Origin of the sequence: Frankia gtarii, assembly GCF_025403375.1 — a bacterium.
GTDB classification, from domain to species: Bacteria; Actinomycetota; Actinomycetes; order Frankiales; family Frankiaceae; genus Frankia; species Frankia gtarii.
This window is the reverse complement of the sequence record NZ_JAMPTM010000196.1, coordinates 1-12775: the sequence shown is the minus strand read 5'-3', so window position 1 is coordinate 12775 and position 12775 is coordinate 1. Positions and strand designations below refer to the sequence as shown.

Here is a 12775-nt window from a genome sequence, read left to right as displayed (position 1 = left end):
CCTCCGAAGCTCCCGACGAAGACAACGAAACTGGTAGCCTGACGGAACGTGCCCTGAGACTGAAGTTCCGGCGCCTCGTATATAGCCTTCATGCCGGCTTCCCCCCGTCTACGCTCTAGTGCCTGTCTCGGCCTGCCCGGCCTCGGTTTTCCGTGCTCGGGCCGTGTGGACGACCCTTGACCGAGCAACTCCATTCTGCTTCCACCGGACCTACTGACGGTTCATCGACGGTTCGTTGCTCCCCGTCACAGCGTCACAGAAAGTAATCGTCACGCCTGAGCCAGGTCGGGCTTGGCCGGCCCCGTCCGGACGTCACGGCGTCCGGGCGCGATAGCATGCAGATGCTCGCCATCTGAGAGAACCAGTCCAGATGTTGGGACACCCCGAAGAGGGCGTTCCCGTGAGGGGATGCCCGCCGGTGTTCCCCGGCGCGGCCGAGACGGTCGGCCCGGCGTCGGGAACCTCGATGTCTCGCCTGCCGCCGCGACCCGGTCGACGGGCGGGACATCGGCCACGCCACCCGGCCCCCGGGCGGCCGTCCCTCCTTAGAACCGGAACCGGAGTCACACCGTCATGACGACCGTCGCCGCCCCACCCGCGCTCGCCGCCCGCGCCCGGTCGGTGCGCACCTCCCCGGTACGCGAGATCCTCGCCCTGACCGCCCGGCCGGAGGTGATCTCGTTCGCTGGCGGCCTGCCGGCCCCCGAACTGATCGACGCCGCCGGCATCCGGCGCGCCTACGACCAGGTGCTCACCGACAATCCCCGGCGGGTGCTGCAGTACTCCACCACCGAGGGGGACCCCGAGCTGCGGGCGGCGGTCGCCACCCGCCTGGGTCGTCGCGGCCTGCCGACGGACCCCGACGACCTGCTGATCACCACCGGCTCCCAGCAGGCCCTGACGCTGCTCGCCAGCGCCCTGCTCGAGCCCGGGGACGCCGTCGTCGTGGAGAACCCGACCTACCTCGCCGTGCTGCAGTGCTTCGGCTTCGCCGGCGTTCGGGTACTCGCAGCCCCCACCGACGACCAGGGGATCCTCCCCGACCAGCTGGCCGAGCTCGTCGCCCGGGAACGTCCCCGGCTGCTGTACCTGGTGCCCACCTTCCAGAACCCCACCGGCCGCACCATGACCGCGGACCGCCGCCGCGCCGTCGCCGAGATCGCCGCCCGCCAGGGCCTGTGGATCGTCGAGGACGACCCCTACGGCGAGCTGCGATACGAGGGTACGGCGCAGTCGTGGATCGCCTCGTACCCGGCCGCGGCCGACCGCACGGTGCTGCTCGGCAGCTTCTCCAAGACCATGGCCCCGGGCATGCGGCTGGGCTGGCTGCGCGCGCCGGCGACGCTGCGCCGCGCCTGCGTCATCGCCAAGCAGGCCGCGGACCTGCACACCTCGACCGTCGACCAGGCGGCCGCCGCCCGCTACCTGGCCGAGGCGGACCCCGACGCCCACATCGCGCGGCTGTGCGCGGTGTACGGCCAGCGGCGCGACGCGATGCTCGCCGGGCTCGCCGAGGCGCTGCCGGCCGGCAGCTCCTGGAACCGGCCCGAGGGTGGCATGTTCGTCTGGGTCCGGCTGCCCGCCGGCCACGACGCCGCCGCCCTGCTGCCCGCCGTGGTCGCCCACGACGTGGCCTATGTTCCCGGAGCGCCGTTCTTCGCCGGCGCACCGGACCCGGCGACGCTGCGTCTGTCGTTCACCACCCACGCGCCGGAGCGCATCGCCGAGGGGATGGCCCGCCTCGCCCGCGCTTTCGCCGGCCGGGCCGCGGTCGGGTGAGCTCCACCAGTCCCCCAGAACCAGTCCCCCCCAGAACCAGTCCGCCCAGAACCAGCTTGCTCGGGACCAGTCCGCTCAGGCGCGGATCTCCAGGGTGGCGCACTTGATCCCGCCGCCGCCGCGGCGCAGCTCATCGAACTCGATCCCGATCGGCTCGAACCCCCGGTGGCGCAGCTCGGCGGCGAACCCCTCGGCGGCGGCGGCGAGCACCACGTGCCGCCCGTCGCTGACGGCGTTGAGGCCGAACGCCACCGCGTCGGCCTCGCTCACCCTGATCGCCTCCGGGAACAGGGCGGCAAGCAGCCCGCGGCCGGCGTCGTCGAAGGCCGCGGGCAGGTAGGCCACGAGATCGTCGTCGAGGACGCACAGCGCCGTGTCCAGATGGTAGAAGCGCGGGTCCACCAGGGTCAGGGAGTGCACCGGGCGGCGCAGGATGCGGGCCGCCTCGGCATGCGCCGCCCGCTCCGACCGGAACCCGGTGCCGGCAAGGATCATGTCCCCGACGGGCAGGAAGTCGCCCTCGCCCTCGTTGACCAGCGCCGGGCGGTACACCCCGCCCGGGGCCAGCCGCGCCAGTCGCCGCAGGTAGGGCTCCTGCTCGCCGCTGCGTTGCGGATAGCGGAACCGGACCCCGAGCGCGCGCCCGCCGACGACGAGGCCGCCGTTGGCGGCATAGACCATGTCGGGCAGGCCCGGCAGCGGGTCGATCAGCTCGACGGTGTGGCCGAGGTCGCGGTACAGCGCCCGCAACGTCTCCCACTGCGCGCAGGCCCGGTCGGTGTCGACCGGCTGGCGCGGGTCCATCCACGGGTTGATGGCATAGCGGACGTCGAAGTAGGTCGGCCGGCACATCAGGTACCGGCGCGCGCGGGCCCGGCGGACCCCTGCGCCCAACGTCATCGGCGCCCCCCGGACCGGACCGACAGGTAACCGCCCTCGCCCACCGCCAGGCTCAACGCGCCACCGCCCGGCGCCGTTCCGACGCCCGGCACCGTGCGAGCCGGAAAGGACGGGGCCACCACCCCAGCCTGCAGGCCAGAGCACTGGCTTACATTTCGGTAGCTTTGTCCGGAGTGGCCGCCGAAGTGTGCGACCGCACGGACGCCGGGCCGGTCGTTGCACCGAGGCGCATGGACCCACCGTCCGGTCCCGCGGTCATGAAAGGCAGAGTAGAGGACGATGTCGACCTCCGAATCCGACCCGTCCGGGCCACTCGCTCCCGCCGCGCGACCGGCGCCGGGTGAGGGCGCGCCGCGGCCACGACGCACCCGCCCCGCCCCGAGACGCCTGCAGGTCGTGCGGGTCACCCCGCTCACCGACGACATGGTCACCGTGACTGTCGGCGGCCCCGCGCTGGCCGGCTTCGCCATACCCCGGCCCGCGCAGCACATCAAGATCTTCCTTCCGGTCGACGGGCAGCGGGAACCGGCCATCCCGAGCTGGGGGCCGGACGGGCGGCCGGTCTTCCCCGCGAAGCAGCCCCGCCCGGTGGTGCGGACCTACACCCCGCGACGGTTCGACCCCGACGCCGGTGAGCTGGACATCGAGATGATGCTGCACGCGCAGGGTCCGGCCGGGCGGTGGGCGGCCGGCGCCCGACCCGGGGACCATCTCGCCATCGCCGGGCCGGGGGGTGGGTACGAGGTCCCCGCCGGGGCGACCCATCACCTGCTCGCCGCCGACGAGACCGGCCTGCCGGCGCTGGCGACGATCCTCGAGCGACTGCCCCCGCTGGTTGCCGTCACGGTGCTGGCGGAGGTCCGCGACGCCGGGCGCCGCCGCGACCTGCCGGCCGGCGCGGCGTCCACGGTCACCTGGCTGCACCGCGGCACCCGGGCCGCCGGCGAGCCGCTCGCGGAGTCCGTCGCGACGACCGCCCTGCCCGCGGGCACGGCCGCCTGGGTCGCCTGCGAGGCGTCGGCGGTGCGCCGGATCCGCCGCCAGCTCCTCGACGCCGGACTGGACCGCGCCCAGGTCTCGACCCGCGGCTACTGGCGGCTGGGAGCGGCGGACCATCCCGACCACGACTTCGGCGAGGGCGAGGTCGGTGCCGCCGGACCGGGGGGCGAGGGTCGCCGGGACCGGCTGCGCGCGACGCTCGGGCCCCTCAAGCGCCGCGCGCGGGACACCGCCCGGGACATGCGCGCCACGCTGCGCGACCGCGGCGACGGGCGCCCGCATTGACACAACCGCCGGTGCTGCACTGCGCGGGTGTCACCCTGGTGCGCGAGGGCCGGGAGCTGCTCGCCGACGTGGATCTGACGGTCCGTCCCGGCGAGCACTGGGCGCTGCTCGGCGCGAACGGCGCGGGCAAGAGCACGCTGCTCAACCTGTGCGGCGCGGTGCGCCACCCCACCCGCGGCAGCGTGGACGTCCTCGGGCACCGGCTGGGCCGGGTCGACGTCCGGGTGCTGCGGGGCTGGATCGGGCACGTCGACCCCCGCCATCCGCTGCGCTCGCCGCTGACCGTCGAGGAGGTCGTGCTGACCGGGGCGACCGGGTCGATCGAGCTCGTCCCGCGCTGGGGGCCCACCGAGGTGCAGCGGCGGCGGGTGGCTGAGCTGGTCGGGCTGCTGGGCATCGCGGCGATCCGCCAGGCCCGCTGGCCTGTGCTGTCCCAGGGCGAGCGGGGGCGGACGCTGATCGCGCGGGCGCTCATGCCGCGGCCGCGGCTGCTGCTGCTCGACGAGCCGGCGACGGGCCTCGACGTCGCGGCCCGCGAACGGCTGCTGACGAGCGTGGAGACGCTCGCCGGGGAGTTCGGTGAGTTGGCGAGCGTGCTCGTGACCCATCATCTGGAGGATCTGCCGGTCACGACGACCCATGCCATGCTGCTGCGCGGCGGGCGGGCGCTGGCGTCCGGGCGGGCGGACGACGTGCTGACCACCGAGCGGGTCAGCGCCTGCTTCGAGCATCCGATCGCGGTGCGCCGCGAGGACGGCCGGTGGTCGGCCCGCGCGCCGCGCCGCACGGGGTGACCAAAAGGTTCGATCTCACTTACCCCAGAGCACTCGGGAACCTTTTGCGAAATCGGACAGTTTGACTGGGGCCGCACCGGGGATACATCCCGCGATCACCCCGGCGAACAGGAAAGCGGCGCACCCTGGCACCGCCGCCGGCCACGGCAAAATTGCGGAGGCTCTCGTGCTCTGGTTCATCCTCACCATGATTCTTCTTGGGCTCGTCGCCGGCGCAGTCGCCCGCCTGGTGGTTCCGGGTCGCGATGCGCTGAGCATTCCGGCGACGATTGGCCTGGGCCTTGTCGGCTCCTTCATCGGCGGCTTTCTCGGCTACCTCCTGTTCGGCCACGACTTCGACGAGGGCGCGTTCCAGCCCTCCGGCCTGATCGGTTCCATCATCGGTGCGATCATCGCGCTGCTGATCTACCGGGCCGTGACCGGTCGTCGGCCGGTGCACCACTGACCTCCGGCTGAGCTCCGGCACTCCCGCCCACCAACGGCGTCGCCGCAGCCACAGAACCTGTTCCAGCCACGGGCTGACCGGGTAACCCGGTCGGCCCGTGGCTGCGCTCGGATCCGCTCGATCCACGCTCGGCGACGCCGCGACCCCGCGACCCCGCGGCGCCGACACCGCACGGATGCCGCCGATCCCTCTCACACGGACCATCGCCGGAAAGGCCACGCCACCGGCGAAGTCCGGGTCCTTCGAACCGACCAGAAGCCCGCCGTGCGCCGGCCGCCGAAATACGGCGGCCGTCGACGGATTTCGACCGGCCCCGGTTTTTCGTCCTCACCGTCATCACCCGCCGGCAGAAAAGCGGCGAGACTCCGCCCAGCCGACGAGGCCACCAGACGACAAGCGGGGCCACGTCCGGGCCACAGCCCAGAATTCCGTCAGCATACGACCGACTTCCGGGTCACAGGTGCACCGCCGCCCCGGAACTGTCCGTGTCGGGAGCAAAGGGCGTCGCGCCACGACGAACGTGCGAGGCCGTGGCACGCTGACGGCGCGGCAGCGCACCAGCCGGGCCGCGAACGGTGGCGGTGGCGGTGGCAGCGCGAACGGTGGCGGAGAGGATCCATGACGGAGGACGGCGCGACGCTGCCCGACGCGGAGCACCGCAAGGATCGAGCGGACTCGCCGTCGCAGCGCCGTGCCGGCGGCGCGGCCGAGCCCGACCGGTGGCTCGAGCCCACCGAACCCACCCGCGCCCGCTTCACCGGTTCACCCCGGCCCGGCGACGGCGACAGCCGCGCGGGTGTGGTGGGCGTCGGCGCGGTACCGGTCCCACGGACGATCTCCCCCCGCCGGGGCCCCGCGCCCGGCGTCCCTCGCGACCCGCTGCGCCTGCCCCGCCGGATCGGGCCACCGCCCGGTTCCACCCCTCCGCTGCTGGATGCGCCGAGTGTGCCCGTGGGGTTGCGGGAGTGCGCCGGGTGCGGCGCCCCGGTGGCCCGACCCGGCCAGTCGGGAACGGTCGCACTCGACGGCACCTGCGGTGGGTGCGGACACCGCTATTCGTTCACCGTCAAGCTGCGCCCCGGTGAACGGGTCGGCCGGTACACCGTGCACGGCGTGATCGCCCATGGCGGCCTCGGCTGGGTGTACGCGGCCACCGACGACAACCTCGGCGACGACGACGTGCAGGCCTGGGTGGTGCTCAAGGGCCTGCTCGACGCGGCCAACCCGGAGGCCCGGCGGATCGCGGAAGGCGAGCGGCGCATCCTCACCACGGTGTCCCACCCGGCGATCGTGAAGATCCTCGACTACGTCACCCACGCGGGCGAGGACTACATCGTGATGGAGTACGTGCCCGGGATCTCCCTGACCGCGCTGGCCGACACCGGCCCACCCGGCCCGGACGGGCACCCCGCCCCACCACCCCCCGCGGACGTACTGCGCTACCTGCTGCGGGTGCTGCCCGCGTTGGGCCACCTGCACCGGATGGGCCTGGTCTACTGCGACTTCAAACCGGACAACGTGATGGTCACCGCGTCCGGGGTGAAGCTCATCGACCTCGGCGGGGCCCGCCGCCTCGACGACCTGGTCTCCGGCTACCTGTCCACCCCGGGCTACCGCGCGCCCGAGCTCGACGACGACGGGGAACGCCCCGGTGGCGTCGAGCGCACCGCACCGTCGGTGACGACGGACACCTTCGCCGTCGCCCGCACCCTGGCCCGGCTCGTTCTGGGCCGTTTTCCGGGGTTCGTCGACGCCTACCGCCATGTGCTGCCACCGCGGCGCGCGCACCCCCCGCTGCGGGAGTTCGAGTCGCTGGACCGGCTGCTGCGGCGGGCCACCGCGACCGATCCGCAGCGGCGCTTCCAGAGCGTCACCGAACTGGCCGACGAGCTGGTCGGCGTGCTCTACGAGATCGTGGCCCGTACGGAGGGGCCGGTTCCGCCGCTGGCGAGCCGCTGGTTCGACGCCGCCGGGCATCCCACCGGGGAGGCCGGCCCGGCCGGGCCACCCGCCGCCTGGGAGGTGCTGCCGGAGCTGCGGGTCGACCAGGATGACCCGCGCGCGCCGGCGCTGACCGCCGGGCCCGACGAGGACCCGGCGGCGCTCGCCGCCCGGCTGGCCGCGATCGTCCCGGTGACCACGGAGGTGCACCTGGCGCTGGCCCGGGCGAGGATCCGCGCCGGGCAGCTCGGCGAGGCGGCCCGCGTCCTGGACACCGCGGCAGCGGCGGCCCCCCGGGAGTGGCGCATCGACTGGTACCGGGGGCTGGCGGCCCTGGTCGCGCGGCGGCCGGGGTTGGCCACGGCGGACTTCGACCGGGTGTATTCGCAGGTTCCCGGGGAACTCGCCCCCCGCCTCGCCCTCGCGACGGCGCTCGCCGACGTCGCGACCACGGCGGGTTCCGCACGGGAGCGACAGGCGGCGCGGGAGCGCGCGGCCGAGCTGTTCGACGTCGTCGGCGCCATCGACCCCGGCGTCACCAGCGCCGCGTTCGGACTGGCACGGTGCCGCACCGAGGCGAGCGGCAAGATCGATGCCTACCAGCGGGTACCCCGCTCCTCCTCCGCCTACACGGCGTCGCGCGCCCGGATGATCGGCGTGCTGGTCGCCCGCATCCCCGAGACGGACTCCCCGGCGGCCGGGTCGGCGGCGTTGCTACGGGCCGCGGCGCTGCTGGCCGACCCCCTGCTCGACCTCGGTGAACGACGTCGCGCCGAGCTGCGCCGAGACATCCTCACCGCCGCCCTGGCCCTGGTCCCCGCGGGCCATCCGTCGCCCGACTCTCCGCGCCCGCCGACCCTGCTCGGTCGGGCCATGGTCGAACGGGAGCTGCGCTTCGGGCTGGCCGAGACCTACCGGGAGATGGCCCGGCTGACCCCCGATCGGGCCAGCCGGGTCCGGCTGGTGGACCAGGCGAACCGCGCCCGCCCCCGCACGCTGCTCTAAAGGCTTGTCGCCGGAGCCGGCCACCAAGGCCCGCCCGCCGCCGCAGCACCGCCGGGTTCGGCTTTGATCACCTCGTCGGCTGGGTTCGCCGCCCCGGTTGGTGCCGATCCTGGCCATATAGCGGTCGGCAGATGCTGGAGGTTAATCACGGTTCGCGGGCCTTGGTCTCAGAGTGCGCCGGCATCGGCCAGCGGCGGGCGGCCGGGGACGCGCAGACCGGGCCGCAGCCACTCGTCGTACAGCCGCGACCAGGTGCCGTCGAGCATGATCTGGTTCAGCACTCCGTTGACGAACGCCACGAACCCGTCGTCGCCCGCGGTATCGCCGGTGATCGGCATCGCGATGCCGTAGGGTTCGTCGAGTCGCCCGCCGGCCGCGAACGCCGCCCCGAACGCCTGCGGGCCGAGCACCGTCGTGTAGGGATCCTGGGCGGCGAGCCCGGCGAGCAGGACGTCGTCGCCGACGATCGCATCGACATCGCCGTGTTGGAGGGCGACCAGGCAGTCGGCGATGCGGGAACGGGTGACCGGTCGCGGGGCGGGCACCGGCAACCGGGCGAGCTTCTCGCTGGCCGTGCTGCCCGCCGAGGTGCACACCGGCCGGCCGGCGAGGTCCGCGATGTCGGTGAAGCCCGCATCCTGGCGGACCAGCAGCCGCAGGGTCGACTCGTAGTAGACGCTGGAGAACCGCACCTGCCGCTTGCGTTCGCAGGTGATGGTCATCGTGGCGACGAGCATGTCGACCATGTTGGAACGCAGCAGATCCTCCCGTTCCGACGTGGTGACCGCCCGGAACTGAATGTGGTCGTCGACACCGTCCGGTCCGAAGATCGCCGCGGCGACGGCGCGGGCGATGCCGACGTCGAACCCCTCCAGCCGCAGGGTGCGCCAGTTCATCAGCCCCGCGGGCGGTGCGTCGGTGACGATGCCGACCCGCAGGTAGCCCCGGTCCGCGGCGATCAGGCGCATCCGGCTGCCGACCGGCATGTGACCCGGTGGCGGCATCGGGTTCAGCGGCGGCCGCGTCGAGCGCACCGGCCGGCCGTCCTGGCGGCAGGTGCCATCCGGGTTGACCGCCCCGGCCGGCGCCGGCGTCGGTTCGGCCGGGGGCGCCGGGGAAGGCGGCAGCGGTCCGGCCTCGATCGGCAGTGGGCTGCGCGCCGTGCTGCAACCGGCACCGCCCAGCAGGGCCAGACAGCAGACGAGCCCCGCCGCGACCAGCCGGCCGGGACGGCTGGGACGGCTGGGACGGCTGGGACGGCTGGGACGGCTGGGACGGCCAGGCCGGCTGGGACGACGGCAACGGCCGGGACGACGGGCGAGGGCGTCGCGGCTCGTCACAGGAACTCCCGCAGCCGCGGCCACATCCCGGCCGCCGCGGCGACCATGGCGGCAAGCACGAGGGCCGGGCCGGCCAGCGCCAGGCCCCGCAGGGCGTCGGCCGCCCGGCGCACATCGCCCTCGAACCGGCCGCGAGCGTTGTCGACGGCCACGTCCAGCTTGCCGAGGAAACGGGTGAACGCGGCCGTGCCCGGTCCGAGGGTGCGGGTGACGGCCTCGCCGAACGTGTCCGACGAGCGTGGGTCCGCACCGGTGGAGCCGGCGTCCCCGGGACCGTGGGCGGCGGCCACGACCGAGTCGGGCGAGGAGGCAAGCAGCCGCACCACCGAGTCGCGCACCCGCAGCCAGGAACGCAGGTCCGTCTCGAGCCCGGGCGGCAGGTCGGCCCCCTGATGGCTGTCGAGCGCCACGACGAGGGACCCGCGGCGGGTGACCGGTTCGGGCGGCAGCCGGTCGCCGGCCGAGTCGAAGCCCAACCCCCTGGTCACCCAGGCGAAGTGCTCGTCGAAACGGACACCGTTGCCCAACGCGGTCAGCGACAGGTTCTCGTCGACCCGGGCCTCCAGGGCCAGCGTCTTCGACCGCGCGAGCAGCGTCATCTGCCGGTAGCCGGCGTCGCGGGCGGTGTCCAGGCGGGTCTGCTGGGTGCCGAACGCCACCGCCGTCCAGATCATGGCCGCCAGCACCGCACCGGTCGCGACCACCAGGCCCGGGTTGATCAGGCGGTTCGTCCTGCGCACCAGCAGCAGCTGCACGCCGACCAGCGAGCCGAGCGCGAAGCCGCCGGTGATCACGATGGCCCATTCCCCCTGCGACCCGGTGGCCTGCTGGTAGGCGAGGTCGACGGCGGCCGCGTAGCGGGCGACGAGGACCTCGGTCGAGGGGAGGATCCGGGTGCGCATCATCGTCGAGGCCGCCCGCAGGTTGGCCTCGCCCACGGACAGGCCGGCGCGGTTGTTCGCCCGGGCCCGTTCCACCATCCCGTTGTAGACGGGTATGCCCTCGGCCAACAGGTCCAGCGGACACGCCGCGGACGGGACGCCCCCCAGCGCCCCCGCGACCCCGGGCCCGCCCGCGGCCTCGGGCGCACGCGCATCCCCGGTTTCGGACCAGGGCGGCTCCATCCCGCCGGCCTGGTCCATCCCGCCGGCCTGGTCCATCCCGCCGGCCTGGTCCGCCCCGCCGGCCGGCCCGTCTCCGGCGATCGCGAAGTCGGACCCGTCGCCACCATCGCCGTCGCCGCTGTCTCCCGCCACGGCCGCCGGGTCTGGGACGGGGAGTCCGAGTCGGGGGTCCGGATCCGTGGCGCACAGCCTTGGGTCGAGGCGGCGCAGATCGAGGACGTCGCGGGCCGCCTCGGCCACGCTCGTCTCGAACGGTTTGCCGGCCTTGATCCCGTCGTAGCGGGCCCGCAGCTCGGCCACCGGCTCGCCCTTGTCGACCAGCAGTTCGATGGGGGCGAACACCTCTGCGGCGGCGGCGGCGTCCGCCTGGGACAGCGCGGCACGCAGCTCCTGGGCCGTGGCCAACGCCCGCCCCTGCCAGGTGACCAGATCGTCGGTGGCGTCGAGACGGTGGGCGACGACGCCGCGCAGGGTCAGCCCGAACAGCGCCAGCGCGACGACGAGCACGCCGAGCAGCCCGAGCAGCCGAACGCCGGCATCGCAGCGCGCGGCGACGGTCCGCGCCAGCCGCCCGGCTCGGACGACCCAGCCAGTGCGGGGCGGGACCGGCGCCCCGGGTTCGCCACCCTCGCACCGTCGCCGGACGCCCCCGCGGCGCCGTGCATCCGGCCCCCCGCCGGGAGCGGGCGGCGGCGACACCACGACCGTCACAGTCACTGAGCGTACGCGTACCCCGCAGATCTGGTTACTTCAAGTGAGCCCCCTGTCCGAGTCGGGCCGGAAATGCGGAGTAGCGGAGTAGTTGACAACCGCGCCGATCGGCCGACCAGCGCAAAACCCGCGTGAGCAGCCGTATCCTCGGTGGTCGCAACGCGGGCAAGCGGCAAGCGGCAAGCAGCGAGGAGCGACGTGTCGACGATCCCCGTCACCGAGGGGCCGGCGGACCCGGCGGCGCGGCCGGTCGAGCCGCCCGCGGGAGTCACCGACCCGCGCCTCACCCGGCAGATCGCGTTCCTGCTGGAGATCGACCAGCTCAAGTCGGTGCTGCGGCAGAGCCACCTGATCGACCTGTCCCGGCGGGAGAACGACGCGGAGCATTCCTGGCACCTGGCGATGCTCGCCGTCGTGCTCGGCGAGTACGCGGCGGCGCAGGTCGACCAGGGGCGCGTCATCCGGATGCTGCTGATCCACGATCTGGTGGAGGTCTACGCGGGCGACACGTTCCTGTACGACACCCAGGCCGCCGCCGGTCAGGCCGAACGTGAACGTGCCGCCGCCGACCGGCTGTTCCCGCAGCTTCCCGGCGACCAGGCGGACGAGCTGCGGGCCCTGTGGGACGAGTTCGAGGCCCGGCGCACCCCCGACGCCCGGTTCGCCCGCGCGCTCGACCGGGTCCAGCCGCTGCTGCTGAACTTCTACACCGGTGGGAGCACCTGGCGTCCGCACGGGGTGACCCGGGCGGACGTGCTGGTCCACCAGAAGACCATCGAGGACGGCTCGCCGGCGCTGTGGGAGTACGCCCGCATCATGATCGACGAGGCGGTGCGCCGCAGGTACCTGTCGGCCTGACGGCCTGCCCGCCCGCGGCGATGCGGCCTCCGGAGCGGATCCGGACGCCGGGCGGGGACCGGGCGGGGGCCGGGCGGGCTCAGGCGTCCAGCAGGGACTCCAGGAACAGCACCGTGCGCGCCGCGACGCAGCGTCGGCCCGGTCCGGTGAGCACGTCGTGGCCCCCGAGGACCACGTCGAGTTCGGCGCGCGGCGCGGTCCGGGTCGTCATGCGCACCAGGGGCAGCGGGCTGACCTCGTCGGCGGCGCCGTGTAGCAGCAGGATGGGCAGATCGGGCAGGGCGCGCGGGGAAGGCTCCTCGACGGGCAGGCCGGCCACGGGCAGGTGCAGCAGGGGCAGGCTGAGCAGGACCAGACCGTCGGGGCGCACCGCGGGCGAGCCGACCATCGCCAATGCCGTCAGTGCGCCGGTGTCGGAGCCGAGCAGCACGAACGGCGCGCCCGGGACCCGGCACTCGACGAGGGCCGACACCCGGTTACCGCCGTCGGGGACGACGGTGAGCAGATAGCCGTCGAGCGCCAGCCGGTCGGCGAGCGCGTCGAAGACCGCCGGGTCCTCGCCCCGGCCGGGCAGGGCCGCGATCGTGGCCCGGA

The 12775-nt window shown here is 74.3% G+C and carries 10 protein-coding genes; 6 read left to right on the top strand and 4 right to left on the bottom strand.

Annotated features, from left to right (window positions below; translation table 11 throughout):
* Positions 1-573: 573 nt before the first annotated feature.
* Complete coding sequence (locus tag NBZ83_RS23135) at positions 574-1779, top strand: aminotransferase-like domain-containing protein (protein WP_261575780.1); 1206 nt, start codon at positions 574-576, stop codon at positions 1777-1779.
* 75 nt (positions 1780-1854) lie between these two features.
* On the opposite strand, the gene ddaH is transcribed toward NBZ83_RS23135, so the two are convergent.
* The gene (gene ddaH, locus NBZ83_RS23130) at positions 1855-2679 is read right to left on the bottom strand and encodes a dimethylargininase (RefSeq protein ID WP_261570523.1); all 825 of its coding nucleotides are present in this window, start codon (positions 2677-2679) and stop codon (positions 1855-1857) included.
* 279 nt (positions 2680-2958) lie between these two features.
* On the opposite strand from ddaH, the gene NBZ83_RS23125 reads away from it, so the two are divergent.
* From NBZ83_RS23125 to NBZ83_RS23110, 4 genes are all read left to right on the top strand, one after another.
* A complete protein-coding gene (locus NBZ83_RS23125) occupies positions 2959-3963 on the top strand; it encodes a siderophore-interacting protein (protein WP_261570525.1) in 1005 nt (334 codons plus the stop codon).
* Positions 3960-4757: an ABC transporter ATP-binding protein gene (locus tag NBZ83_RS23120; protein WP_261575779.1), complete on the top strand. Its 798-nt coding sequence runs from the start codon at positions 3960-3962 to the stop codon at positions 4755-4757. The genes NBZ83_RS23125 and NBZ83_RS23120 overlap by 4 nt, the downstream gene beginning before the upstream one ends.
* 187 nt (positions 4758-4944) lie before the next feature.
* Positions 4945-5202 (top strand): GlsB/YeaQ/YmgE family stress response membrane protein, encoded by a 258-nt coding sequence (locus tag NBZ83_RS23115; RefSeq protein ID WP_264763725.1) that lies wholly within the window; start codon positions 4945-4947, stop codon positions 5200-5202.
* A 618-nt stretch (positions 5203-5820) separates the two neighbouring features.
* Positions 5821-8148, top strand: a complete 2328-nt coding sequence (locus NBZ83_RS23110; RefSeq protein WP_261575778.1) for a serine/threonine-protein kinase — start codon at positions 5821-5823, stop codon at positions 8146-8148.
* Positions 8149-8315: 167 nt separating this feature from the next.
* Here the strand turns inward: NBZ83_RS23110 and NBZ83_RS23105 are convergent, their stop codons facing one another.
* Both NBZ83_RS23105 and NBZ83_RS23100 read right to left on the bottom strand, forming a co-directional pair.
* Positions 8316-9488, bottom strand: a complete 1173-nt coding sequence (locus NBZ83_RS23105) for a glutamate ABC transporter substrate-binding protein (RefSeq protein WP_261575777.1) — start codon at positions 9486-9488, stop codon at positions 8316-8318.
* Positions 9485-11323: a GlnX family signal transduction membrane protein gene (locus tag NBZ83_RS23100; protein ID WP_261575776.1), complete on the bottom strand. Its 1839-nt coding sequence runs from the start codon at positions 11321-11323 to the stop codon at positions 9485-9487. The genes NBZ83_RS23105 and NBZ83_RS23100 overlap by 4 nt, the downstream gene beginning before the upstream one ends.
* Positions 11324-11521: 198 nt before the next feature.
* On the opposite strand from NBZ83_RS23100, the gene NBZ83_RS23095 reads away from it, so the two are divergent.
* The gene (locus NBZ83_RS23095; protein WP_261571322.1) at positions 11522-12181 is read left to right on the top strand and encodes an HD domain-containing protein; all 660 of its coding nucleotides are present in this window, start codon (positions 11522-11524) and stop codon (positions 12179-12181) included.
* Positions 12182-12260: 79 nt separating this feature from the next.
* Here the strand turns inward: NBZ83_RS23095 and NBZ83_RS23090 are convergent.
* The coding region (locus NBZ83_RS23090) for an alpha/beta hydrolase (protein ID WP_261575775.1) at positions 12261-12775 on the bottom strand (515 nt) is incomplete at its 5' end.